Source organism: Arthrobacter sp. 01N444 (assembly GCF_056399305.1).
The window spans coordinates 27,705-51,353 of record NZ_JBFTRB010000010.1 but is presented as its reverse complement, the minus strand read 5'-3'; the positions used below and the strand labels follow the sequence as shown (position 1 = coordinate 51,353).

Genomic DNA, 23,649 nt, shown 5'->3' with positions numbered 1-23,649 from the left:
GCCGCCGCGGGGTTCAGACGATGCCACGCTTGGCGGCCGTCTTGAGCGCGTCGCGCCTGCTTACCGCCCCGAGCTTGCGGTAAATGGACCGTTCGTGGGTCTTGACCGTGTTCACGGAAATGTACAACGCCTCGGCAATTTCAGCAGCGGTCATGATCGAGCGCATGTAGGAAAGGACTTCGCGTTCGCGCTCGGTCAGGTTCCAGTAGGACTGTGCCCGAAGGCGGGTCTCACCCTGTGCCTCGCGTGCCATCAGCGCTGCGATGAACGACTCGTGCGCGGTGCCCCACACAGCGTGCTCCACGAGCAGATCCGCCAATTCCTCTCTCCGTTCGGCGAAAGGACGCAAGACGGTTTCAGGCTCGGCACGAAGGACAGCATGTTCAATCCGCTCGTGTGCCGCCGCGGCATCTCCGGCTCCATGGGCCATGATCGCCTCGGTCAGGCTCAGGCAGGTGTCGATATATGAGCTGCCGCGGCGTTCGGCCAGTGATTCGGCACAGCGTTGCGAAGCGGCGGTGTCACCTTCGCGGCGCAGCAACTCCGCCAGCAGCGTATCCGCCAATGCGCCGTGCCCCCCGGCCCCGAGTGGTTGGACGGTCCGCAAAGCTCCGTCCCGGTCGCCCCTGGCTTCGGCAATTTTCGCCACCGCGATGGTCTCCAGGGCATTCCATGACACGGCGTACCGTCCCCGCCCGTGAAAGGACTCCAGCGCCGCACCGGAGTCGGCCAGGCGGACCAGGTCGCCGGCGGCGCAATCAACCAGGACCCGATAGATGGCGCTGAGCGGACCGGTCGGGAACAGCTCGCTGCCCAATCGCTGCGCTTTGGTAAGACAGGTCCGCGCAGCCTTCAGATCATCATTCCAGTAGCACGCGATGCCACGGGCCAGCCAGGCCGGAGCCATCCGCTGCCGCGAATTCCAACCCAGCGCCTCTCCCCGGTCCAACGCCGCCGTGCCAAGTTCGTCGGCGCTCACGAGGTTACCGGCGATGGCGTGAGCCAACGCGAGCTCGGCCTGGGCGCAGATTTCCACGGCCTCCAGCTGTTCAGGGTTGCCTGTGGCCGCCGTTGCCTGGAGCAGCGCCGTGCCAAGTTCGCCGGTGCGGTGCAGCCGGAACTCTGCCTGGGCCAGCAGGAAGAGTCCTGTCGAGAAGGAGCTGGAGCGGCCATCTCCTGAAATGTCCGTCGTCGACCGGCCGTCGTCCGTCTCGGTGTGCGGGTCCAGCCGGCCGTCGGCAGGCAGCGGCTCGTAGAGCGCCCGGTAACTCTCCAGTCTCCGGCGTCGAATTGCGTCCAGCGCGAAGGTCCGCGACAGCGCCCGGTCGGTGAGCTCGGCCGCGGCGGTGCCGTCGCCGGAAAGGGCACGGCAGACCGATCGGATCATCAGGATCTCCGGATCCTCGCCCCACGGTGCGGGGAGATCCAGGCACAGCCGTTCAAGGGTCTGCACGTCGTTTCCGAGCAGGAATTCGAGCCAATGGGCGCCGAGGGAAATCACGGCTTGCCGGGGTGCGCTTCCTTGCAGCGCCTGGGCGACGCCCTCGACGACGTCGACGTCCTGGTAGTACCTCGCCGCCACGCGGTGCAGACGCTCGGCGAGCAAAGGGTCACGCCGCTGCAGGATGCGCCGGCACTGCGCCGCGAAGAGGGAATGCCACCGGAACATCGATTCGCCCGCACGGTATTCGTGCTCCTCGATGAAGAGCCCGTTACGGAGGCATTCCTCAAGCAGCACGCCGCCGCGGGGACGGCCTTCGAGTTCGACGGCGAGCCGGCGTCCGAGCCAGTCGCTGGCAGTGGCCCTGAGAATGAATTCGGCCAGCGACGGTTCGATCTGGTCGAGGATCTCTTCTGCGACGTAGTCGGCGAGCGGGACGTGCGTAGGCGCGGAGCCTGGCGTTGTAAGCGGCACGTTGCGGGCCTGCGCCAAGGAGACCAGGCTGGCGTGGACTGCCACAGGCCAGCCGGCAGTCATCTTCCAGAGCGACCCGGCGTCGAACGTTTGATCTTGTCCCAGCGCACTGGCGAACTGGGCAACTTCCTCCCGCGTGAAGGCCAGTTCGGCGGCGCGAAGTTCACCCAGTCCCTCGCCGTACCGGAATCTTTCGAGCTGAATGGACGTATGGCCGCGTCCCGAGAGGACCAGCCGCAGTGAGGGGGGTGCCGATGCGGCGAGCACCCCGACGATTCCGTTCGCCAGCCCCGGCCCGGCCAAATGGACGTCATCGATCACCAGGACAATCGGTTCAGTGAGGTGCTCGAGTGCCCCGAGGAGAAGGTCGTAGGAGGCCGCCCGGTCGTGGGCAAGGCTCGGGTCCAGGGCGAGGAGGGCGTCGGTTCCGGGTAACGGCAGTTTGCCCGCCGCGGACTGGATCGCCCCAACAACACCGTGAAACAGCCGCGCGGGCTGCGTGTCGAACCTGTCCAGCGACAGCCATGCGCACGGCAGAGCGCACTTGCGGACCCAATCACCCAGAAAAGTTGACTTGCCGTAGCCGGCCGGGGCCGCGACGAGGGTCAGGCGGTGCGAATCCGCGGCCGCGGACAGGGCGCTTTCCAGACGTGGACGCTCCAACGCTCCGAGACCGCGCACAGGCGGGCGGATCTTGAACTGTGGGCCCGGTACCCATTCGGCTTCTAGCCTATCTCTCACATTCCACATGCTAGGTGGGGGCAAAAGGGCACCAACAGGGCGCAAAGACCCCTTGTGCGCCGCTCCTTAGTGCGACAATACGGCGATTAGGGCGACCCGATTGCGGCACGGCACGAATTGGGTGCCCGGCTGTATCATCAGTCATGCCTATGAAGCACGGCAGCCCGACAGACCCGATTTTCCTTCATGACCTCGACAAGGCCGACCGCAGGCGGGTCATTATTTTCGCGATTGCACGTCTCATCGCATTTTCGGTTGTGGTCCTCGCCCTGTATTTCTTTATTCCCGTCGGGGGATTCAATGACGCCGATCCCGCGGCCGCCTGGATCCGCCTGGCGGGTGTCGTGCTGGTCTTTTTCGCAGTCCTGGCAATTCAATTGCGGCTGATACTCGTGGCGCATATCCCGAGGGTTCGGGCGGCCGCGGCTGTCGCCGAAACCCTGTTGATGTTTTTGTGTCTCTTCGCGCTGCTTTACACATCAATGTCGATCACATCTGCGGCGGCGTTTAGCGAGCCCCTGAGCCGAACCGATGCCCTTTACTTCACCACTTCCACGTTTGCCACCGTCGGGTTCGGGGATATTACGCCGGTAAGCCAGCTGGCGAGGGGTGTCGTGTCCGTCCAAATGATTGCCGATTTAGGTGCACTCCTATTGATCGCAAAAGTGGCATTCTTCGCGGCAGGGCGGCGGCTGGGCGGCGAATCCTGAACCCGCCGCCGTCATCACCCAAAACGGATGACAGCAGGCCGGCCGGCTGAAATTTCGCGGGCAGGGCCGGGATTCGGTGCGCCACTTTGCACGTCCGACGCGCGGCGTCCAGCCCGTAGGGACGGCCGTGGCGGGCCCTTCCCCGGCGTGACAGATCACCCTGTGTGGGTGGGGCTGGACCGGCACGCCGAGTGAACAATGAAAATAGCCGTGAAATGCCCAGCCGCGGAACACAAGCTAAGGCGGATCCCCTCATGTCGCTGAACGATCAGCCCGCTGGCCCCGCTAGCCCGGAACAGGAAGAAATTCTGCGGTTACGGGCCGAAGTCGCCCGTCTCCAGCAGGAACGGGACACTGCCCGCAAGGCCCCGCCGAGGCCGGCCGTGCGGCATCCGGGGCTGGCCCGGCGCATTGTGGCAATCGTGCTGGTGGTTATCACTGGCCTGTTGGCCTTCGCGACAGTTCCGGCCCTCTACCTTCGCAGCGAAGTCATCGACACCGATCGCTACGTCGCCACCGTCGCACCGTTGGCCTCGGACCCTGCGATCCAGGCCGAAATCGCCGACAAGGTCACTCAACAGATCAACGACGCCGTGGATTTCCAGACCATCACGCGCGATGCCCTGAACGAGCTCGCTAAAACGGCGCCCCGCGTGGCGGCCGTGCTTACCGGGCTGGCCCCGATGCTTGCGGAGCAGACCAAAACGCTCATCCATACCGCCGTTGCCAGATTCGTGGCGACACCGCAGTTCCAGGACCTTTGGATCCAGGTGAACCGGGTGGCGCACCAGGGGCTGGTCAACCTTGCCACGGGAAGCACGGGAGGCACGGTCAGTATTGATGAGAATGGCACGGTGTCGATTTCCACGAAAGAGATCATCGCCCGGGTCAAGACTCTCCTTGTCCAGCAAGGGGTGGATATCGCCTCGAGGATCCCGGAAGTTGACGCGCAGATCGCCCTGTTCCAGTCTCCTGAACTGGTCCGTGCCACGGAAACCATCCGGACCCTGGACCGGCTCGGCCCAATACTGGCGTGGCTGACGGTGCTCAGCGCCGTGGGCGCCATTGCCGTTGCCCCCCGGGGCCGGAGACGGAGCACGACGAGCGGCGTGGGGTTGGCCGTGGCGGTGTCGATGGCGGTGCTGGCGCTGTCCCTTGTGATCGGGCGAAGTTACGTCCTGAACTCGATTCCATCGAGTGCTGTCTCCCCTGCGGCGGCCGAAAGCCTGGTCGAGGCACTCCTGGTACCGCTGCGCACCAGCCTGCGCCTTGTCTTCGTCGTCGGACTGCTGATCGCCCTGGCAGCTTTTCTGGGCGGCCACTCGCGTCCCGCGGAGTATGTCCGGCACGGGATGGCGACGGCGGGCGACTACATCACCGGCAAGATCGGCGGTGGCCAGGCCAAGCCATGGCAGCTCTGGTTGGCCCGGTACCGGCGGATCATCGAAGCCACCGTCGTCGGCATCGCTGTGCTGGTGCTGATCTTTTGGCAGGACCCGACGGCGGCCGTCGCCATCTGGACGGCCGTCCTGGCCGTGCTGGTCATTCTCGTGGTCGAACTGCTGTGCCGGCCGGCCGTAGCCGGCGGGCTGGGCGCCGAACCCGGCGGCGGGCCGGGCGCCGAACCCGGCGGCGAGCCGGGCGTCGAGCCCGGCGGTGAGTCCAGTGTCGAGTCCGGCGGCGTGCCAGGCGGTGAGTCGGTCACGGCGGGCGGCCCTCCCGATGACACGTATCCCACGATTCCCATCCCCCGGGCGCCCGACGCCGGAGGAACCGGCGTGTGAAGGACCGGCGGGACCGGACCACCAGTTAGCGCCGCGCCAGCTTGTGCTGCGCGGCAGCGGCACTAGCCGCAGACACTAAGGGGGCCGCAGCCGCCGACACTAGGCCGACGCTAGGGGGCGGTCGGCGAGAACGGGAACAGGTCCTCGCCGGCGCCGTGCACCACCACGCAGGTAGCCTCAGGTACTTCCCGCCACGCCCCGCGGAGATCCCCCAGCGGTTCGGAGACGACCAGGCGCGCGTTGTCCGCCAGGTCATGAAGCAACGGGTTGTCCGGGTACTGGACGCGAAGGGTCGCAACGTCGGTGCTGTGGAACAGCGACCGGGACTGCCGTTCACTCGAGTAGCGGAACGCCCAGGTGGTCTCGCCGTCGGTCGTGGCGACTGTCATCTGGATTGGCTGCTCGATCCCGTGGCGCCGGCCGACGTCTTCGATCAGTCCAACCGCGGCAGCTACGGCCGCCCTCGGGTCCTGCTCCAGCCCGAAGGTCAGGGCGAGGAAGAAGAAGAGCTCTGAGTCCGTGGCTCCCTCGATCAGCGGAAAGAGCGATGGCTCAACGGCTATGGCCAAGTCGCGCTTCACAGTCGGGAACTCCCGGATGAGTCCGTTGTGCATCCATAGCCAGCTGCCGTGGCGGAATGGATGGCAGTTGGTCTGTTGGACTGCCGATCCGGTCGAGGCCCGAATATGCGCGAAGACCCGGCCGGCCGACGCCTGGGCCGACAACTCGCGGAGGTTGCGGTCATTCCACGCGGGCTCCGTGCTGTGGAACAACCCGGGATACGGCGCGGATCCGTACCAGCCCACGCCGAAGCCGTCCCCGTTGGTGGTTTCAACGCCCATTCGGGCGTGCTTGCTTTGCATCACGAGCGAGTTGGTGGGTTTGTACAACAGCTCCTCCAGTTGCACCGGCGAACCCGAATACGCTAGCCAACGACACATGGCATCCTCCCTCAGTTGTGGACAGCAGTCCATCACGGCGACGGAGCGGGCACATCATCACCCCGGGGTGATTCGGGCCGCGGGGTGGGAGGTAATGGGGTCCCACCCGTGTTCGATAGTTCCGGCGTCGCGTCCCCGCTGGTCAGCGGCGCGCCCGGCATGGAGAGCCGCGCGAAAGGATCACCCGCGGCGGGTGACGCGCAAGCGGGCCCCTCACCCAACACTGGTGGTACCTGCCAGTGATTGGGCTGCCAGGCGAAAGCCCATGGAGAGGTGAGTCCAATGTCGAAACCAAAACCAGTCCTCGCGCGAATGTCTGCGCTCGGGGCGGCGGTTGCGCTGCTCGCCGGCTGCGCCACCTCGGGACCCAGCAGCAGCCCCAGCGCGAGCCCGACGGCGAGCGTTTCACCGGTTTGCGCTGCCGCCACTGACTTTTCAACAGCCCTGACGAATTTCAAGGACTCCCTCAAGCCAGGCGCCACGATCGGCCAGATCCAGGCGGCCCGGGATCAAGTTCGGAAGAGCTACGACGATCTGGTCAACGCGGCCAGCGACGCGGCCAAAGATCGGGTGGATGCCGTCAAAGCTGCCCAACAGAAGTTCACCTCCGCTGTGAACTCCGTTCCCGACGACGCCACCCTGACGCAGGCGGCCAACTCGCTCAAGGACGAAGCCGCGAACGTGCAGGCCGCCATCAGCGATCTCTCAAATGACGCCAAGTGCTAGTCCGGGCCTCCTGGAATGCCCGCGGTGAAACCCATTCCCATCCAAGGCTGCGTTCGTAGGCGACGCCGCACCAAGCGAAAGTAGGGAAGCCAAAATGAATTTCTTCGAGAACTTTTGGGATATTCTCTGGTGGCTGTTTATCTTCTATGCAATTATCGCCTTCCTGTATGCAGTGTTCATGGTGATCGGCGACCTCTTCCGCGACGACGAGCTCAGCGGCTGGTGGAAAGCCGTCTGGATCGTTCTTCTGGTCTTCATTCCGTTCCTGACCGTGCTGGCATACATGATTGCCCGCGGCAAGGGCATGGCGGAGCGGTCAATGGCGCGGGCCCGCAAGTCCCAGCAGGAAACCGATGCCTACATCCGCAGTGTCGCCACGGCCAGCCCCACCGAGGAGATCGCCAAAGCCAAAGCACTCATGGACGCGGGAACCATCAGTGCGGAGGAGTTTGCCCAGATCAAGAGCAAGATCGTCGTCTGACTCCGGGTTGAGGCGCGAGGAGCAGGCCTGGCCAACTCGCTATTCATGAGGCCATGAGGCTTCTAAGATATGGCTAGGCTGAACCAAGGAGGGCTCATGGAGCCGGAACCATCGGAATCCAATCCACGTTCGGCCCTCCCCCGCACCCTCATAATCCTGCTCGCCCTGGCCAGCGCGACGATTGCAGCGTTCGGCCTCGGCGCGATCCAGGGAATAGTCACCCCCGTCTTTTTTGCCTTCGTGCTGACGCTTTGTGTCCATCCGCTGCGCCGCTGGATGCAGGCACGGGGAATTTCCCGGGGCATCGCCACCGGGACCACTATCGCGGCTGTCTTCGGGTTGCTGACCGCCTTCGCCGCAGTCCTGATTGCCTCGCTCGCCCAGTTCTCCGCGCTGCTGCCGCAATACGCCCCCCAAATGGCCGAGATCGGCGCCAGGATCTCCGCACTGCTGGAATCTGTTGGATTTGGCCCGGAGCAAGCCCAGGCAGTCCTGAACGGGTTTACGCCGGGCCGCATCATCGGGTTCCTCGGCGGCCTCCTGGGAAACGTCGCGAGCCTGGTGACCAGCCTCGTGATCATACTGACGATGCTCATTCTTATGGCGATTGACGGCTCGCGCGTGCCGGCGCTCCTGATTCATCTGAACTATCACCGGCCGGCACTGGTTTCAGCGCTCAACGGCTTCGGAACCGGTGTGCGCCGCTACATGGTCGCCACCACGGTCCTCGGAATCGCGCAGGGGTTGTTCAACTGGCTGGTTCTGGTCATCCTGCAGATCCCCGGCGCCCTGCTCTGGGGGCTGCTGTCTTTCATCTGCAGCTTCATCCCCAACATCGGGTATTTCATCGCCATCATCCCGCCCTTGTTCTTCGGCTACCTCACCGGGGGCTGGCCGACCGTCGTGGCAGTCATCATCATCTATGGCGGAATCAACAGCATCATCCAGTCGATCATCCAGCCGAAATATGTGGGCAACGCGGTGTCGCTGAGTGAGACGCTGACCTTCTTCTCCGTCCTCTTCTGGGCAGTGGTCCTGGGTCCTGTCGGCGCCGTCCTCGCCGTCCCCCTGACGCTCTTGTTCCGGACCATCCTGCTCGATTCTGACCCGACACTTGCATGGTGGCGGCCGTTGACGGGCGACAAGAAGGACCTCGAACTGCTCATCAAGGAAGAAGACAAGGCGATCCGGGCCCGCCGCGGACGACTGAAGACGGGCCGTCCGGACACCGGAAGCGGGCCGAAGGCATGACATGCCGTCGGGGTGCTGCCGGGGGACGGTGAGGGGAGCATGCTGAGCACTCTCAGCAGCCTGGCTCTCTTTGCCCTGGCCGGGGCTCTCAGCACAGTGCCTGTCAGCGTGACGATCATGATTCTGCTCTCGCCAACTCCGCGCCGCGGCGCCCTTCCCTTCCTGATCGGCAGCCTCGCGGGTTCGATCGTGGTCGTGGGCCTGGCAGCGGTCGGGCTGCAATTCCTGCCCGTCAAGCCGCCGCGCCTGCGTAGGGACGAATGGGTGGCACAAATTGCCATTGTGATCGGTGCGCTTCTGGTTGCGTACGCCGTGTACCTCCTCGTGAGCAAGGGCGGCCGGGACAACGCCATGCTTGGCAAGATGAAGTCGCGGTTCCGCTCCGCCCGGCCCTGGGAATTCGTCGTACTGGGCCTGGGCTTTAACCTTCGTCCGAAGGCGCTCCTGCTGGCCGTCACCGCCGGTGCCGTGATCGGTGTCCAGGAACTGCCGCCGCTGCCAAGCAGCCTGCTTGTCCTCGCCTACGCCGCCGTGGTCCAGTCAGCCGTCATCATTCCGGTCGCTGTGTGGCTGCGCTCCCCCGAACGGGCCCAAGTGCCGTTGACCGCCCTATACAACTGGCTGCAGCGCAATGGCCGCAGGATTGCGGCGATCGCGACGCTGACGATCGGGATCTTCCTCGTCGGCTACAGCCTTCTCCAGCTCTAATCGGACTACCCCGAAACCACGCACCCCGCCGGATCCCGGGGAACTCCGCTGTCAAGGGGGTGCAGCCTGGACGCTCGCCGCTGTGAACTTCAGCCCAGGACGCTCCCCTCGCCGGTGCCGGCGGGCTTGGGGTCAGGGATCCGAATCATGCGGAACGAGGTGCCGAGCCCGGCGAGGCCGGCAAGGATCGGGACGAACAGTGCAATCTGGAGGGCCAGGGGCCGTGCCTCCGTGTTGATGCGGATGATTTCGTTCTGGATGTCCTCCGGCTGGCCGGCGATCTGTTCCTGGAGTTGCGCGTCGCTCATCACCTGGGCGTCGTCTTCCAGTACCGTCGCGACCTGCTGCTTGTCGTCGGGCGGGAGGACCGTGCTGGCATCCGACAAGCCGATGAAGATGGTCGAGAGCGATGCCAGCATGATGCCGCCGGCGAACGCGAGTCCGAAGGACAAGCCGAACGATCCCGCGGCCGAGTTCACGCTGGCGGCCTCGCTGACCCGCTCGTCCGAAATCGGGGACAAGGTGTAGTTGTTGAGCTGGGATACCAGCAGCCCCAGGCCAAAGCCTGAAATGATCAGCGGGATCAGCAGCCACCAGCCGGAGTCAGCTCGCGGCACGATGGGGACCAGCACCACCAAACCCGCGATCAGAAACAGAAAGCCCCAACGTATGAGGCTGGCCGGGCGCCGCCTCCCGGACCTCTTCCCGACGATCATGGCGACAGCGAACATGGTCAGCGAGAGCGGGGCGATGGACAGACCTGACTGCATCGCGTTGTATCCGAGCACCATCTGAAGGTAGATGGGCAGCACGATCATGGTGCCGCCCAGAGCGATCTGCTGGAGCATTTGTCCCGTGGCACCAAAGCGGAAGGCTTTTGCCTGGAACAGGTCCGGATCCAGCAGCGTCGGCTTGTTGCGGCGTTTGCGCTGAAGGAGCCAGTAGACCAGGCCGCCCAGTCCGACGGCACCCACGGCCAGGAGTGCGCCCACTGCCTCGCCGCCTTCCTGCCAGACCAGGATTCCGAGCACGACGCCGCCCATGCCGACGATGGACAGAAGTGATCCGAAGAGATCCAGTTCCCGGGGCCCGGTGTACGGCACGTCTTTGACGAGCTTGATTCCGGACAGGACGACCGCGATGATGAGGGCCTCGAGCAGGAAGGCGACGCGCCAGGACAGGAACGTGGTGAGGAAGCCCCCGAGCAGAGGCCCGACGGCGGCGGCGATCGCGGCCGACGCGCCGACCAGGGCGTAGACCCGGTGCTGGGCATCTCCCTCGAAATTTCCGTGGATGAGGGACTGCATGGCGGGAAGGAGCAGCGAGGCGCCAAGGCCGCCGATCAGGGCCCAGCAGATGATCACCGGGAGGAGGGTCTGGGCCAGGGTCATCGCCACGGCGCCGACGGCGTAGCAGGAAAGCCCAATGACGTAGGCGCGCTTGCGTCCGATCAGGTCGCCGATCTTGCCGCCGATCAGGATAAAGGCCGCGGATACCAGCGCCTCGAGGGCGATTGTCGACTGGAGTCCGCTGACGGTCGCACCTATGTCGTCCACCACCGCGGAGATCGAGACGTTCATGATCGACGTGTCGACAACCAGCACGAACATCGCCATCGCCAGCAGCAGCGCCAGCCTTTGGTTGAACTGCACCGGCGGGGTCCCGGCGTCCTTCGGAGAGTTCATCGCGGTCCGCCTCCCACACTCGATGGCTCGCTCGGGTCCACCACACAACCGGACATGTCGCCTCCTCTGGAGCAGACCGGGCAGTTCACGCATGAGCATGGTCCTGCAGGCACATCCCACCAGCGCCCACCGCAATGCGATGCTGATGCAAAGCTAGCGGTCCGGCGTCCTGACCGAATCATGCCCAGCGGGTGAGGTTGCTGCCCCCTTCCGCCGGCAACGAGGCGGGGCTGCGCTCCGGTGGTGCCCGCGATGGCCTAACGTAGAAGGCTGCCCGGGTTTCGTTCCCGGGCGAAATTCACCACCCACCGCTACAGACTGACGCCCGGAGGAAATCCCAGATGCTGGAACAACTGGCAGCCTTCGTGCTGACCTGCCTGGTCGTAGTGGTGGTGCCCGGACCCGACTTTGCGCTTGTCCTCAGGAATGCCCCCCGCGGCACACGGGCGGCAACCACAGCCGCCGCCGGCATCATGGTTGGCAACACGATCCTTGCCGTACTGGCGGTGCTCGGTGTCACGGCGCTGCTGGGGGCCTCGGAAGTTGTCGGGACCGGGATCAGAATTGCCGGGGCCGCCTACCTGCTCTACCTGGGCCTGCGCGCCTTCGCTGAGGCGTTCGCCGGAAAACCCAAACCCAGCCAACCCCCGGCACCGGCAGCAGAACGCCAACGCGGCGGCAGCTCACCTTTCGTGCAAGGAATGGTAAGCAACTTGCTCAACCCTAAAGTCGCCGTCTTCTACTTGTCGCTGTTCCCGCAGTTCACTGTCGCCCCGTTGCCGCCCCTCGCCCAGCACGCATTGATGGCGGGCATCTTCCTGCTGATCGCGTTGGCCTGGTACGTGCTGCTGCTCAGCGCGCTCAAGAAAGTGACCGGAGTCCTCGCCCGGCCCCGGACCAGCCGGATCGTCGTCGGGAGTTCAGGCGCCGTCCTGGTCGGGGTTGGCGGCACCATCCTGACTCAGACGCTGGCCTCCGCCTAGCCGCCCGGGCACGCTCCCGCGCAGCGTCCCCGGGTGTCTAAACTCCGGATCAACCCCGGGGGCGTTGATAAGCGCCCCACACGGCGGGATGATCAGCACATGCCCGGCAACCGTCACCGAAGGAGCCCGACCGTGAGCGCCGCCATCAAGACAACCGAGAAGCTGATCATCATCGGGTCCGGTCCCGCGGGCTACACCGCGGCGATCTACGCCGCCCGGGCCGGGCTCAAGCCTCTCGTCATCGCCGGTGCGGTCACTGCCGGGGGCGCTCTGATGAACACCACCGAGGTGGAAAACTTCCCCGGTTTCCCGGGCGGCATCCAGGGCCCCGAACTGATGGACGGCCTGCAGCAGCAGGCCGAAAAGTTTGGCGCGCAGGTGGTGTTCGACGACGTCACCGAGGTCCGGCTCGCCGGGCACCTGAAGCGTGTGGTCACCGGCGCCGGGGAGAGACATGAAGCGCCCGCCGTCATCCTCGCCACTGGCTCGGCGTATAAGGAACTGGGCCTGCCGGAGGAGAAGAAGTTCAGCGGCCGCGGACTGTCCTGGTGCGCCACTTGCGACGGCTTCTTCTTCCGCGACCAGGACATCATCGTGGTCGGCGGCGGCGACTCGGCGATGGAGGAGGCCACGTTCCTGACCCGCTTCGGCAAATCGGTGACCGTGGTGGTCCGCAAGGGCGAACTGCGCGCCTCCCGGATCATGGCCCAGCGGGCCAAGGACAACCCGAAGATCAGGTTCGCCTGGAACTCCGCCGTCACCGCGATCCACGGCAACGGCAAGGTCACCGGGGTGACCCTGACCGACACCCGCACCGGCGACTCCCGGCAGCAGGCCGCCACGGGCATCTTCGTCGCGATCGGGCACGTGCCCCGGACCGAGCTTTTGGCTGGCCAGATAGACCTCGATGCGGACGGCTACATCCTGGTCGACTCCCCTACGACGGTCACCAACCTGACTGGCGTCTTCGCCTGCGGCGACGCCGTGGACCACCGCTACCGCCAGGCCATCACCGCCGCCGGCACCGGCTGCGCCGCGGCCTTGGACGCCGAACGCTTCCTGTCCGCGCTCGAGGACGCCGACAGCATCGCCACAGCGCTGGTCGAAGAACCGACGCACTCCTAGGCGAGCCTTGAAGCGGCCCTTCCCGACGGCACTCCCGGCGTCGGCACTTCCGTCGTCGGCAGGCCCCGCGGCACTTACGGGTCGGGCACTGCGCTGTCTGTTGCGGAAACTGGCCGGTTCGCAGGCTCAGCCGGCGATGGCAGCGGCCGGGCCGGCAGGTTTGCCTCAAGCTGGTCGGCATCAACGGCTGCGAGGTTACGGATCAGGATGATGAGCCAGGCGAAGATCAGCGACGCGGCGATCAGCTCCACCGCGGTCAGGTTGTAGTAGCCGACAGGGAACCACAGCACCGCGGCGACGACGATGACCGCCAGGAAGAGCCACCCCAGCGCAGCGAAGGTGGCCGAGACGGACGGAACCAGCGTGCGGATGCGGACAATCAGGGACGCGAAGACCACCACCATGCCGGACGCGACCAGGGTATGGAGCCCGAAGCGCTCATCGACGGGGAACAATCCCACGCAGGCGAGGAAGAGGCCGATCAGGGCGATCCCGCCTTCGAGCAGCCTCACCCGATGCAGCGCGGACGGGGACTTCGCGGTCGCCGCGAGGGTCGCCGTCGCATATCCCGCCAGCGTGGAGATGACGACGCCGGCGACGATCAGGGTGAAGTTGAACGCCACTCCGGAGACGTCGGAGCTCATGCCGAGGGCACTGAGGTTCTCCTGCCACCACAGTGGATCCTGTGCGGTGAGCATGCTCGTGAGCAGGCCGGTGACCAGGAAGCCGGCGAGGAGGGCGGCGAGCCGGTAGGCGGTCATGCTGAGCGCGGACAGGTAGGCGATATAGGCGCTGATGGCTCCCGTGGTCCCGACCAGGACAGCGGCCGCGAACGGGTAGACGACCGCACCGATGAATGCCTGCTGAAACAGCGAAAAGAGCGCCAGCCAGCCGAGCAGGAAGATGCATGCGTGCGCCAGCGCGAGTGCGGCGATATCGATGGACGTGCGGATCCGGCCTCCCCCGCGGGCCTCCGGTGCCACAGCCGGACGACGTTGCAGGCAACCGGCCACCACCGCCCCGGCGCCCACCACTGCCGTGCCGATCGAGGCAATGTCACCGACTGAACCCCGTCCGGACAACGGGACCGGTTCCCGCCCGATCAGCAGAAAAGCGATGCCGCCCAGGACGAGGAAGGCGGCGCTGCCGACGAAGAGCGCCCGCGCCTCTGACGTGACGGCTGCTGGCTTGTTCGGGTTTACCATCACTCACTTCGATTCGCTGGCGTTGACTGCTCGTGCAGTTCCGCCGTCAGCGTCAGCCCCTCGTGCTCCAGCAATCTTTCGCATCCCGGGCGCTCGCACACCGGCGGTACTCCAACGCTATGGCCGCGGCGGCCCGGGGCCGTCACCCGGAACGGATGAACCCGCGCCGCCGGCCTCAGGTTTGTTGGCGCGCTGCTGGCGCGCTGTTGGCCCGCTGTTGGCCCGCCTTCGGTGGACGGAACGCACGGCCGGCGCGTGCGTCACTGACCCGCGTGCGGAACGACCAGTACGGGCCGGCCCTGCAGACGGGTCAGGGAAACGCTGACCGAGCCCTCCAGGAGCCGGCCCATCTGGGCAATCCGCCCAGGCCGCTGCCCGCCGACAATCAGCGCAGCCGCGTCCGCGCTCTGCGCCAGCCGGTCCAGGGCGTGGGCAACTTCGCCGTTCAGCACCCGGAAGGACCATGCCCCGCCGGGAGGACCGAGAATGCCCTCAAGGCAGCTGAGCAGCTGTGAGGCCGGGTATTCGGCTTCGACATTCGGGGCGGGATCCAGTGAGGTGCCATCCAGGACTCCGGCGGGCTCCCACTCCGTGAGGTAGCTCGCCGGGTCCACGAACGCGCAAATCAGGTGCACTCCCATGATCGCGGCGAGCCCGGCGGCGGCCCGTACCAGGCGCCCGTCGAATTCCCACGGCACACCGACAACCAGCGGGCCGTCCGACCATTCGCCGGCCCCGGCCTGCTGAAAATCACCGGGAGTTTCCATGGGTCCTGTCAGTCGAGGCGCGCACCCGCAGGATGTCTATGCCTTGCGGGCGCAGCGGGAATCCACGCCTTCATTATGCCCACTCCCGGCCTTCCGGTCTCGCGGCCTCCCTGGGGAGTGCGGATTAGCTCGCGGCGGCGGACGTCAGAGCCTGCAACAGCGGCGTCGTCGGCCGCCCGATCAGCCGGGACAGCTCGCCCGTGACGGGGGCCAGCAGGCCCGCCTCGGTGTCCGCGTCCAGGGCTGCGAGGAATCCCGCGGTGCCCGCGTCGAGGCCGGCCGCGGTCAGGACCTCAACCAGTTCCGGGGCGGAGACGGGCTGGTAGACAACTTCCCGGCCCGTGATCCGGGTGATCGCCGTCGCCAGTTCCTTGAAGTTCCAGGCGTAGTCGCCGGAGAGTTCGTACGTGCGGCCCTCGTGCCCGGCGGAGCTGAGCACCGCCGCGGCCGCGGCCGCGTAGTCAGCCCGCGTCGCGCTGGCCACCCTGCCGTCACCGGCAGCGGCCACGACGGCGCCCGTCTGCTTGGCCGTCGCCACGGTCTGGGCGTAGTTCTCGGTGTACCAGCCGTTGCGCAGGATGGTGTTGTCGAGTCCCGACGCGCGGATGAGCTCCTCTGTTGCCTTGTGCTCGGGCGCCAGGATCAGTTCGGTGGTGTCCGCGGCCAGGACGGATGTGTAGGCGATGAACCCGACGCCGGCGGCCCTGGCAGCGTCGATGACGTTGCCGTGCTGCGCCACCCGGGAGCCCACCTCGCTTCCGGAAACCAGCAGGAGCCTGTCAACGCCCGTAAGCGCAGCCTCGAGAGCCGCGGGATCGGAATAGTCCGCGACGCGCACCTGGACGCCACGTGCAACCAGCTCCCGGGCTTTCGCGGCGTCGCGCACGATGGCCACCAGCGAATCCGGTTCCTGGCTGGTGAGCAGTTCATCGAGGACCAGCCTGCCCAGCTGTCCTGTCGCACCCGTTACTGCAATCGTCATGTTGCGCTCCTCATCAGTGGTCAAGCCACGTCACGTTCTGGTTCGCCGGCGATCCGGCGCTGGCGGGCATAACCGGACCCCGGTCCGGTTCATTCCCCTTGTTACGTTGTGCGACCGCTACGTCAGGGTCCACGACCGCTTGGACAACCCGAACCAGAACCCGTCGATTGCTGTCCTGGCCTGGATGTCTCCCGAGCCGCACGCAGCCCCGAGGGCAACATAGAGCGGAGCCCAATGCTCGCTGCGGGGGTGCGCTTCCCGGGCGGCGGGTGCCTTGTTCAGGAAGTCGAGGATGGAGTCGACATCGCCGCGGGCCATGGCCTCCTCCGCCCAGTGGTCGAATTCACTGGAGGCCGCGGGAGGGGCGGAGTCCGGTCCCCCGACGGGATTGAACCAGCGCAGGTTGTGCGTCGTGAATCCCGATCCGACAATCAGCGTGCCCCGCTCCCGCAAGGGCCCCAGCGACATGCCGAGGTCGAACAACCCCTGAGGATCAAGCGTCGGCATGGACATCTGCACGACCGGCACGTCGGCGTCGGGGTACATCTCCTTCAGCGGAACGTAGGCGCCATGGTCCAGCCCGCGGCTTTCATCGCGCTCCACGTGGTGGCCGTGGCCGGCGACGAGCTTCTCGACTTCGGCAGCCAGCTCGGGCGCCTGCGGGGCGTCATAGGCCACCTCGTAGTACTTTTGCGGGAAACCGCCGAAGTCGTAGACCAGGCCCGGATCCCGCCCGGTTGCACTGAGCGTCACGGGGGCGTTTTCCCAGTGGGCGGAGACCATGAGGATGTCCCGGGGCTTGCCGAAGGTGCCGGACCAGTCGTGGAGTTCGCGGGTCCACGTGGAGTCGTCGGCCAGCGGCGGTGCGCCATGGCTGAGGAAGAGAACCGGGGGGCGGTCAGTGGTCTGAGTCATGGGATCATCCTAATCCATTTTGATTGAAGCTTCAAGCTTTCGGTCAGAACGAGGGCACACTGAACCCCAGACCCAGAAGGCCCCGGCCCGCCTGCTCGAGAACCGGATCCCGCGTCAGCGCCGCATGGTTCATCAGGACATTGACGTCGCGCTGGATCCGCTGGAGCGGATGCGACAGCCGGTGCACGCTCCCGCCGGATCCCAGCATGATCACCCGAACCGCCTCGGCCGACGCCTCGCCGCTCAGGGCGAGGGACAGCCGATACTGCCCGCGGTCCGGCTCCGTCATGGTCGAAGGCCCGCGCGCATGGGCGGCAGAGACCACCCGGACCGCCTCCTGCCAGTGCAGCCGCGCGGTGGCCACCAGCCCGAAGGCGTGCGCATACCGGACTTGCGCGAGCGGGGAGTCCGCCTGGCGGCTCTCCACGGTGTGCTTGACCTTCCGGACCAGAACCAGCTCGCGGAACAGGTCGAGCGCGTATTCGGCAGACCCCAGGGCAGCGGCCGGGGCCACCATGTTCAGCAGCGCGCCCATGGGGGTATGGATCAGCGGATCCGCGTGGAGCAGGCTCCCCGGATTGGTTTCCGCGCCCAGGAGTTCCCAGTCCAGAGTTCGATGCTCCGGGACGAACAGGTTCCCTGCCCGAATGTCGTTGCTCCCGGTACCCCTCAGGCCGGCCGTCTGCCACACGTCGAGGAGCTCGACGTCGGCCAGCGGCACCAGGCACTGGAGGCGCACGTCGCCGTGCTGCGCGGTGAGCAGCGCCCACTGGGCATGCATGACCCCGGAGGCAAAGGTCCACCGGCCCGAGATGGAATAGCCTCCCGGCACTTTCCTGGCCACTCCAGCCGGCGCCCCGGTAGCGGCCGCCAAGGGAGCCGGTCCGTTCGCAAAGACCTCGTCCTGCGCCTCCCGCGGCCACCGCGCGAGCATCCAGACATGTTCGATCAGATGGCCGGCACTCCACGCCGTGGAGGCGCACCCCCGGGCAAGCCGGCGCACCACCTCCACATAGGTTTCCAGGCCCATGCCGAATCCGCCGACCCCCTTCGGGGAAAGCATGTGGAAGATTTCGGCCGCGTGCAGCTCCTCCATGGTGGCGTCCGGAATGCGCCGGAGCTCCTCGGTTTCCGCGGCCCGCTCGCGCAGGCCGGGCACGAGCCCCTGGACCCGGGCGAGCATGTCGTCATGGTTCGGGACGGCCGCCGCCGCCCGGGCACCGGCCCGGGACGCAGCCCCGACGTCGCCAGGGGCACCGCCGGGCGCACCGGCGACGGGTCCGGCGTCGGACGGGAGCACGAGCGTGTGGCCGGTATGGTCGCGTTTTGCGGCCAGGTACCGAAGATTGGCCGCCGAGGCATGGACGCCGGTGGCGACCTGCCCGGACACTTCGAGGCCGAGGCCGGTCAGCTGGGCTGCCTTGTCCGGGTTGTTGCTGAGCAGCCGCAGCGTGCCGGTACCCATTGCCCCCAGCATCTGGGCCGCCGCCGTGTAGTCCCGCTCGTCTTCGCCGTGGCCCAGGGCCAGATTCGCGGCGTAGGTGTCCAGGCCGCCATCCTGCAGTGCGTAGGCGTCAAGCTTCGAATACAGGCCGATGCCGCGGCCTTCCTGGCGGAGGTAGAGCAGGAAGCCCCCCTCGGCGGCAATCCGCTCCACGGCCTCCCGCAGCTGCGGGCCACAATCGCACCGCTGGCTCCCGAATACGTCGCCGGTGAGGCACTCGCTGTGCAGCCGCACCAGCGGTCCGGCACCGCCTCGCGCCGCGCCCTGCAGCGCCTCCTCCCACTCGCCGAGGGCCAGCAGCAGGTGCTCCTTGCCGTCGGCGAGCCCGCTAAAGGTCAGCACTTCGGCAACGGCTTCGAACCCGTCCGGGAAGCGCAGCGGCACGAAGACGCGGCTGCGCACGGCGGCCGAAGGTGCTGCGGCCTTCGGCGTTGCAGTGGTTTCTGGCGCAAGGGTCATCTCGGGTCCTCAGGTATTGGGCCACAGGTGCTGCTGTTGGCGGGGCGGAGCCGTCATGCCAGTCGGCTTCGAGCGACACGGTCTTTCCGGCCACGTTTACTTGAACCTTAAAGTTATAGGCCCGGGTGGCAGGTGATGCAAGCGATGACCCCGCATGACGGCCGGGCGGGCGCGTCGGCGCGCACCGGCCCGGATTGGCAACCAGCCGGTGCCATCATGAGGGCGTGACTATCCCGAAAACCATCCTGTTGTTCGTCCTCGCCGCCGTTGCCGAAATAGGTGGGGCCTGGCTCGTCTGGCAGTCCGTCCGCGAGGGCCGGGCCTGGTGGTGGGCCGGGCTGGGTGTCGTGGCGCTGGGCATCTACGGCTTTGCCGCGACCTTGCAGCCGGACGCACACTTCGGGCGTATTCTCGCCGCGTACGGCGGCGTGTTCGTGGCCGGTTCACTGGCCTGGGGCATGATCTTCGACGGCTTCCGGCCCGACCGGTGGGACGTCCTGGGTTCGGTGATCTGCCTGTTCGGGGTCGCCGTCATCATGTTCGCGCCCCGCGAGGCCGGATGACCGCTGCTGTCCCCAGGAAAGGATCCAGTAACCATGACCCGATTCGTGATTGGCCCGGACGTTGCCCTTCATCTTGCCCTCGAAAGGCCGGCGGTTTCAGACGATCACCAGCTGGTGGCCCCGACGCTCCTCCGCTCGCAGGTGCTCTCGCTCCTGTACCAGTCAGTCCGGCGCGGCGACGTGACGCGGGCCGATGCCAATCGTCAGCTCGACTACATCCGGGGCCTTCGCATCCGGCTCCTCGGCGACCGCGTCCTGCAACGCACCGCGTGGAGCCTCGCCGAGGAACTTGGCTGGGATGACACCATCGACGCCGAATACGTGGCCCTGGCCCGGCTTCAGGCAGACGCCTTTGTGACGCTCGACGCCGGGCTCGCCCGCTCCGTGCAGGGCCTCGTGACGCTCGCGGCACCTGCGGCGCTGCTCACGCCGGCGTAGGGCGGCGGCCGGCTACCGCCCGGCGGTGCGTTCGAGCACCTGGCCGAGGATCCGCGTGCCTTCCCGGAAAGCACCCGGATTGGGTCCGGCGAAGTTCAGCCGGATGAACGGTCCGGCCGGTTCGGCCGGGAACCACTCGGCACCGGCCGCAATGATGACCCCCGCGGCCTCGCAGTCCCCGACGAACTGGTCGACGTCGGTCCCGTCGGGAAGGCGGGCCCAGAGATTGAGTCCGCCCGTGGGCACGTGCTCCACGTGGGCCAGCGGGGCATGTTCCCGCAGGCTGCTGAGCATGAGATCACGGCGGGACTGGAGCTGCAGCCGCAGTCCGCGCAGGTGCGTCTGCCATCCCGGCTGCGTCACGACGTCGAGGGCGGCCGCCTGGAGAACGCCGCTGACATACATGGACTCGGCGCCCCGGTCGGCCAGGATGCGATCACGTGCCGGGCCGCGGGCGATCACCGCGGCAATGCGTAGGGCCGGGGACACGCTCTTGGTCAGCGAACGGAGATAAACAACATGGCCGGAATCGTCGAGGCTGGCGACGGGCACGGAATCCGTGGTGATGCCGAAGTCATGGGCCCAGTCATCCTCCACCAGGAATGCACCGTGTTCGCGCACCACGTCGAGCACCTGCTCGCGCAGGCGGGCAGGCCATTGCGCGCCAGTGGGATTGGCATAGTTCGGCTGTGCGTAGAACAGCCGCGCGCCGGTCTCGCCAAAGGCGCGGGCCAGGTCCTCGGGGTCCGGGCCTTCGGGACCGCTGGGTACCGGAACAACCCGGACACCGGACTGCGCCGCAGCCTGGAGCGCCCCCCAGTAGGTCGGGGATTCCACCAGCAGCGGCTGCCCGCTGCCGACCAGCGCCCGGAACACGGAACTGAGCCCGCCCTGGCTCCCCGGGAGTACGATCACGTCGCGCGGCGTTGGCGGGGCGACGCCGGCCCCAGTGGCAGCCCGGAGCTCGTGCGCGAACCAGGATTGCAGGTCGGGCAGGCCCGCTGCAGGCGGACGTGACAGGGCAGCCTCACCCCGGGCAGCCCGGGTCAGGGCCGCCCTGACCAGCCGCTCGGGCAGCAGTTCCCGGTCCGGATAGCCTGAATGGAAGGCGATGACATCATTTGGGGCGCTGCGCATCGCAGTGGAGACGGGGCGGAGCGGCGCCCGGGGCGATCCCAGCGCCGTCGTCTGCCAGCCGTAGTCCGCGGGCCGGGCTGTTCGAACGGCCCGCACGAACGTCCCGACGCCGGGGCGGCTCTCGATCAGGCCCTGCGCGGAGAGGGTCCGCAGGACCTTTTGCACGGTCACGGGGCTGGCCTGGTACTCGGCGACCAGGGAACGCGTGGAAGGCAGCCGCGCGCCCGGCGCGGCGGCCGCAATCCATTCCCGGAGCCGCGCCGCCATCCGCGAAGTGCTATCGTAAGACATGAAAGACAATAGTAGCGCTACTCAGGGAATCGATCAACCGTTATCGTCCCGGCCGGCAGCCGGACTGTGGTGGGGATTCGTCGGCGTCGCCGCATTCTCCTTCACTCTGCCGTTCACCCGGGTGGCGGTTGCGGGGTTGTCTCCGTTGTTCATCGGATCGGGCCGGGCTGTTGTTGCGACCGTTCTCGCCGCGTTCGCCCTCACTTTGACCCGGCAGCGCCTGCCCCGGGGCGCCCAGTGGGCGCGTATTGCGGTGGTCGCCGGCGGGGTGGTGGTCGGATTCCCGCTGCTGACCTCCTTCGCCCTCACCTCGGTTCCCGCCAGCCACGGCGCGGTTGTTATTGCGCTACTCCCCGCGGCGACCGCAACGATGGCGGTCATCCGCGGCCATGAACGGCCGCCCAGGTCTTTCTGGGTGATCACCGGCGCGGGCGCAGTGGCGGCGATTGGTTTCGCCTCTGCGCAGTCCGGCGGCATCGGGCAACTGCAATTGGCCGACCTGCTGCTGTTCGGCGCCGTCCTCTCGGCGGCAATCGGCTACGCCGAAGGCGGACTGCTGGCCCGCGAACTCGGCTCGTGGCAGACCGTCTCCTGGGCCCTCGTTCTGTCCTCGCCGCTCATGGCCGGCATCGCGGCGTTCGCTATGGCCAGCCAGCCTCCCTCTGCTACTCCCGTGCAGTGGGCGGCCTTCGCATACTTGGGCGTCGTGAGCATGTTTTTCGGCTTCTTCGCCTGGTACCGCGGCCTGGCCATCGGACCCATGGCGCAGGTCAGCCAGATCCAACTCGTCCAGCCGGTCTTGAGCATCTGCTGGGCCGGGCTCATACTGGGCGAAGACTTGACCTGGGCGACCATCATCGGCGGCACGGCGGTCATCCTCTGTGCCGGCCTGGCCGTCCGCTCCCGGCCAAGTGCGGCGAAGGCGGCGGGAAGCAAAGCGGACGTGCTGGACAGCCCCAAGGACAGCCCGAAGGACAACGCGAGGGACGCTGTGACAGTGAAACAATCCGGCTGATCTGATCACCTGCCCCGCCCCCGAAGCCGCCCAGCCCCAGACCGATCCGCAATCCGAATGGAAGTTCCGTGTACATCCCCGCACATTTCGCCGCCGGCCCCGATGCAGTCCGGCATCTGCTCACGCGCCCGTCCGCGGCCAACCTGGTCACCGCCACCGCGAAGGGCATGCTTGCCACGCTGTTGCCCTTCGTCTTCGACCCCTCGGCCGGTGAGCACGGCGCCCTGCACGCGCATCTGGCCCGCAACAACCCCCAATGGGCTGAACCCGCCCTCGGCGAATCGCTCGCCATTATCCAGGGCGCGGACGCCTACATCTCGCCGCGGTGGTACGCGTCCAAGGCGGAGCACGGACGCGTGGTTCCCACCTGGAACTACTCCACGGCCCACGTGTACGGCACCCTGGTCATCCACGACGATCCCGCCTGGCTCGCCAGCCATGTGAGGCGGCTGAGCAACCACAACGAGGCCGGCTCCGAGCGGCCCTGGACTGTCGAGGATGCCCCGGAGCGCTACATTGCCGGCCAGCTGCGCGCGATCGTCGGCGTCGAGCTTCTCATCACGCGGATCGAGGCGAAGCACAAACTCAGCCAGAACCGGCCCGACGCCGATGTTGACGGTGTGGTGGCCGGGCTGCGGGCCCGCGGTGACCTGGCAAGCGCCGCGGACGTCGAGAACGCACGTGAGGGCCGCGAGCAGATTCGCTGCCCGCACTCCGACTCCCCGGCCGGGCCCCCGACTACGCCTGCATCCTGATGGCTGATGGCTGACCCCGGCACCTGGGCCTGGGCCGGCCGGGGGCTGCCGGAGCACACTCTCAATGCCCCGGCCCGGCCGTTTCGCTAGGTTTTCGCTACGAATTCGGGCCGGCGCCGCGGAAAAGGTCAGGCGCTAGGGGGATCCCCGTAGCGCCTGACCTGTGGCGTGTCACGTGTCCGTTTCCGTAGCGGAATCCTGTGCCATCTCGTGGCCGAGGTTCATCACCCGGCGCGCCAACTCTCCCGGGTCCGGTTCCCCGGCGCCCAGCGCCCCCATGCCCAGTTCACCCGCTCCCGGGATCCCGGCGGCACGCAGGTCCTGCCGCTGCAGCCCCGGCCTGCCCAGCAGGACAACGGACCACAGCGCCTGCACGGTCGACACGGCTTCCGCGGCTCCCTTCGGTCCCGCGACCAGCCAGCCGCTGCTGGTCGCGGCCACTTTCGGGGCTCCCGGCCACGATTGGCAGGCCTCGTTGATCGTTTGGGCGACGATCAGGTGCTGCCGCAGCGTCCTGGTCGGGCCCAGGACGGGATCGCTCACCACACTTCGTCCGCACGCACCGCAC

Annotated in this window: 22 protein-coding genes; 12 read left to right on the top strand and 10 right to left on the bottom strand. The window is 67.1% G+C overall.

What is annotated here, in order from left to right:
* Positions 1-13: 13 nt before the first annotated feature.
* The gene (locus tag AC1DKN_RS12915; protein WP_476871484.1) at positions 14-2,578 is read right to left on the bottom strand and encodes a helix-turn-helix transcriptional regulator; all 2,565 of its coding nucleotides are present in this window, start codon (positions 2,576-2,578) and stop codon (positions 14-16) included.
* Positions 2,579-2,805: 227 nt separating this feature from the next.
* On the opposite strand from AC1DKN_RS12915, the gene AC1DKN_RS12910 reads away from it, so the two are divergent.
* Together AC1DKN_RS12910 and AC1DKN_RS12905 are read left to right on the top strand one after the other, a co-directional pair.
* Positions 2,806-3,366, top strand: a complete 561-nt coding sequence (locus AC1DKN_RS12910; RefSeq protein ID WP_243177831.1) for a potassium channel family protein — start codon at positions 2,806-2,808, stop codon at positions 3,364-3,366.
* Between the two features lie 254 nt (positions 3,367-3,620).
* Positions 3,621-5,150, top strand: a complete 1,530-nt coding sequence (locus AC1DKN_RS12905; RefSeq protein ID WP_476871483.1) for a hypothetical protein — start codon at positions 3,621-3,623, stop codon at positions 5,148-5,150.
* Between the two features lie 110 nt (positions 5,151-5,260).
* Here AC1DKN_RS12905 and AC1DKN_RS12900 read toward each other — a convergent pair whose 3' ends face one another.
* Positions 5,261-6,091: a class II glutamine amidotransferase gene (locus AC1DKN_RS12900; protein WP_476858666.1), complete on the bottom strand. Its 831-nt coding sequence runs from the start codon at positions 6,089-6,091 to the stop codon at positions 5,261-5,263.
* Between the two features lie 282 nt (positions 6,092-6,373).
* On the opposite strand from AC1DKN_RS12900, the gene AC1DKN_RS12895 reads away from it, so the two are divergent.
* From AC1DKN_RS12895 to AC1DKN_RS12880, 4 genes are all read left to right on the top strand, one after another.
* A complete protein-coding gene (locus AC1DKN_RS12895; RefSeq protein WP_476858667.1) occupies positions 6,374-6,817 on the top strand; it encodes a hypothetical protein in 444 nt (147 codons plus the stop codon).
* A 94-nt stretch (positions 6,818-6,911) separates the two neighbouring features.
* Positions 6,912-7,298, top strand: a complete 387-nt coding sequence (locus tag AC1DKN_RS12890; RefSeq protein WP_230010772.1) for an SHOCT domain-containing protein — start codon at positions 6,912-6,914, stop codon at positions 7,296-7,298.
* A gap of 96 nt (positions 7,299-7,394) precedes the next feature.
* On the top strand, positions 7,395-8,549 hold the full coding sequence (locus AC1DKN_RS12885; protein WP_476858668.1) for an AI-2E family transporter: 1,155 nt from the start codon (positions 7,395-7,397) through the stop codon (positions 8,547-8,549).
* Between the two features lie 39 nt (positions 8,550-8,588).
* On the top strand, positions 8,589-9,257 hold the full coding sequence (locus AC1DKN_RS12880; RefSeq protein WP_476858669.1) for a GAP family protein: 669 nt from the start codon (positions 8,589-8,591) through the stop codon (positions 9,255-9,257).
* A gap of 89 nt (positions 9,258-9,346) precedes the next feature.
* On the opposite strand, the gene AC1DKN_RS12875 is transcribed toward AC1DKN_RS12880, so the two are convergent.
* Positions 9,347-10,942 carry an MFS transporter gene (locus tag AC1DKN_RS12875; protein WP_476858670.1) on the bottom strand — a complete coding sequence of 532 codons (1,596 nt, stop codon included), beginning with the start codon at positions 10,940-10,942 and terminating at the stop codon, positions 9,347-9,349.
* Positions 10,943-11,283: 341 nt separating this feature from the next.
* Here AC1DKN_RS12875 and AC1DKN_RS12870 point away from each other — a divergent pair, with 341 nt between their 5' ends.
* Positions 11,284-11,925 (top strand): LysE family translocator, encoded by a 642-nt coding sequence (locus AC1DKN_RS12870; protein ID WP_476871482.1) that lies wholly within the window; start codon positions 11,284-11,286, stop codon positions 11,923-11,925.
* Positions 11,926-12,024: 99 nt separating this feature from the next.
* Positions 12,025-13,050, top strand: a complete 1,026-nt coding sequence (trxB, locus tag AC1DKN_RS12865; RefSeq protein ID WP_476871481.1) for a thioredoxin-disulfide reductase — start codon at positions 12,025-12,027, stop codon at positions 13,048-13,050.
* 74 nt (positions 13,051-13,124) lie between these two features.
* Here the strand turns inward: trxB and AC1DKN_RS12860 are convergent, their stop codons facing one another.
* From AC1DKN_RS12860 to ribA, 5 genes are all read right to left on the bottom strand, one after another.
* A complete protein-coding gene (locus AC1DKN_RS12860) occupies positions 13,125-14,255 on the bottom strand; it encodes a hypothetical protein (RefSeq protein ID WP_476871480.1) in 1,131 nt (376 codons plus the stop codon).
* 260 nt (positions 14,256-14,515) lie between these two features.
* Entirely contained in the window at positions 14,516-15,022 is a 507-nt protein-coding gene (locus tag AC1DKN_RS12855; RefSeq protein ID WP_223916985.1) for a universal stress protein, read from the bottom strand.
* A 124-nt stretch (positions 15,023-15,146) separates the two neighbouring features.
* The gene (locus AC1DKN_RS12850; RefSeq protein WP_476871479.1) at positions 15,147-16,004 is read right to left on the bottom strand and encodes an SDR family oxidoreductase; all 858 of its coding nucleotides are present in this window, start codon (positions 16,002-16,004) and stop codon (positions 15,147-15,149) included.
* A 117-nt stretch (positions 16,005-16,121) separates the two neighbouring features.
* Positions 16,122-16,919 carry a dioxygenase family protein gene (locus tag AC1DKN_RS12845; RefSeq protein ID WP_476871478.1) on the bottom strand — a complete coding sequence of 266 codons (798 nt, stop codon included), beginning with the start codon at positions 16,917-16,919 and terminating at the stop codon, positions 16,122-16,124.
* A gap of 43 nt (positions 16,920-16,962) precedes the next feature.
* Positions 16,963-18,882: a GTP cyclohydrolase II RibA gene (ribA, locus tag AC1DKN_RS12840; RefSeq protein ID WP_476871477.1), complete on the bottom strand. Its 1,920-nt coding sequence runs from the start codon at positions 18,880-18,882 to the stop codon at positions 16,963-16,965.
* A gap of 224 nt (positions 18,883-19,106) precedes the next feature.
* Between ribA and AC1DKN_RS12835 the strand changes: the two genes are divergently transcribed.
* Entirely contained in the window at positions 19,107-19,445 is a 339-nt protein-coding gene (locus AC1DKN_RS12835) for a YnfA family protein (protein WP_028276742.1), read from the top strand.
* Positions 19,446-19,478: 33 nt separating this feature from the next.
* The gene (locus tag AC1DKN_RS12830; RefSeq protein WP_476871476.1) at positions 19,479-19,883 is read left to right on the top strand and encodes a type II toxin-antitoxin system VapC family toxin; all 405 of its coding nucleotides are present in this window, start codon (positions 19,479-19,481) and stop codon (positions 19,881-19,883) included.
* 12 nt (positions 19,884-19,895) lie between these two features.
* Here the strand turns inward: AC1DKN_RS12830 and AC1DKN_RS12825 are convergent, their stop codons facing one another.
* Positions 19,896-21,311, bottom strand: coding sequence for an aminotransferase-like domain-containing protein (locus AC1DKN_RS12825; RefSeq protein WP_476871475.1), 1,416 nt, complete (start codon positions 21,309-21,311; stop codon positions 19,896-19,898).
* Between AC1DKN_RS12825 and AC1DKN_RS12820 the strand changes: the two genes are divergently transcribed.
* On the top strand, positions 21,310-22,326 hold the full coding sequence (locus AC1DKN_RS12820; RefSeq protein WP_476871474.1) for a DMT family transporter: 1,017 nt from the start codon (positions 21,310-21,312) through the stop codon (positions 22,324-22,326). The two genes, AC1DKN_RS12825 and AC1DKN_RS12820, sit on opposite strands and share 2 nt — an antisense overlap.
* A 68-nt stretch (positions 22,327-22,394) precedes the next feature.
* Complete coding sequence (locus AC1DKN_RS12815) at positions 22,395-23,081, top strand: FMN-binding negative transcriptional regulator (protein WP_476871473.1); 687 nt, start codon at positions 22,395-22,397, stop codon at positions 23,079-23,081.
* Between the two features lie 171 nt (positions 23,082-23,252).
* Here the strand turns inward: AC1DKN_RS12815 and AC1DKN_RS12810 are convergent, their stop codons facing one another.
* A complete protein-coding gene (locus AC1DKN_RS12810; protein ID WP_476871472.1) occupies positions 23,253-23,624 on the bottom strand; it encodes a hypothetical protein in 372 nt (123 codons plus the stop codon).
* Between the last annotated feature and the right edge of the window lie 25 nt (positions 23,625-23,649).

Excerpts from the sequence above, each read along its gene's own strand:
- AC1DKN_RS12825 (WP_476871475.1), bottom strand. The coding sequence starts at position 21,311 with ATGTCTTACGATAGCACTTCGCGGATGGCGGCGCGGCTCCGGGAATGG.
- AC1DKN_RS12875 (WP_476858670.1), bottom strand. The coding sequence starts at position 10,942 with ATGAACTCTCCGAAGGACGCCGGGACCCCGCCGGTGCAGTTCAACCAA.
- AC1DKN_RS12885 (WP_476858668.1), top strand. The coding sequence starts at position 7,395 with ATGGAGCCGGAACCATCGGAATCCAATCCACGTTCGGCCCTCCCCCGC.
- AC1DKN_RS12895 (WP_476858667.1), top strand. The coding sequence starts at position 6,374 with ATGTCGAAACCAAAACCAGTCCTCGCGCGAATGTCTGCGCTCGGGGCG.
- AC1DKN_RS12830 (WP_476871476.1), top strand. The coding sequence starts at position 19,479 with ATGACCCGATTCGTGATTGGCCCGGACGTTGCCCTTCATCTTGCCCTC.
- AC1DKN_RS12900 (WP_476858666.1), bottom strand. The coding sequence starts at position 6,091 with ATGTGTCGTTGGCTAGCGTATTCGGGTTCGCCGGTGCAACTGGAGGAG.
- AC1DKN_RS12880 (WP_476858669.1), top strand. The coding sequence starts at position 8,589 with ATGCTGAGCACTCTCAGCAGCCTGGCTCTCTTTGCCCTGGCCGGGGCT.
- AC1DKN_RS12855 (WP_223916985.1), bottom strand. The coding sequence starts at position 15,022 with ATGGAAACTCCCGGTGATTTTCAGCAGGCCGGGGCCGGCGAATGGTCG.
- AC1DKN_RS12850 (WP_476871479.1), bottom strand. The coding sequence starts at position 16,004 with ATGACGATTGCAGTAACGGGTGCGACAGGACAGCTGGGCAGGCTGGTC.
- ribA (WP_476871477.1), bottom strand. The coding sequence starts at position 18,882 with ATGACCCTTGCGCCAGAAACCACTGCAACGCCGAAGGCCGCAGCACCT.
- AC1DKN_RS12820 (WP_476871474.1), top strand. The coding sequence starts at position 21,310 with ATGAAAGACAATAGTAGCGCTACTCAGGGAATCGATCAACCGTTATCG.
- AC1DKN_RS12845 (WP_476871478.1), bottom strand. The coding sequence starts at position 16,919 with ATGACTCAGACCACTGACCGCCCCCCGGTTCTCTTCCTCAGCCATGGC.
- trxB (WP_476871481.1), top strand. The coding sequence starts at position 12,025 with ATGCCCGGCAACCGTCACCGAAGGAGCCCGACCGTGAGCGCCGCCATC.
- AC1DKN_RS12860 (WP_476871480.1), bottom strand. The coding sequence starts at position 14,255 with ATGGTAAACCCGAACAAGCCAGCAGCCGTCACGTCAGAGGCGCGGGCG.
- AC1DKN_RS12890 (WP_230010772.1), top strand. The coding sequence starts at position 6,912 with ATGAATTTCTTCGAGAACTTTTGGGATATTCTCTGGTGGCTGTTTATC.
- AC1DKN_RS12905 (WP_476871483.1), top strand. The coding sequence starts at position 3,621 with ATGTCGCTGAACGATCAGCCCGCTGGCCCCGCTAGCCCGGAACAGGAA.
- AC1DKN_RS12910 (WP_243177831.1), top strand. The coding sequence starts at position 2,806 with ATGAAGCACGGCAGCCCGACAGACCCGATTTTCCTTCATGACCTCGAC.
- AC1DKN_RS12870 (WP_476871482.1), top strand. The coding sequence starts at position 11,284 with ATGCTGGAACAACTGGCAGCCTTCGTGCTGACCTGCCTGGTCGTAGTG.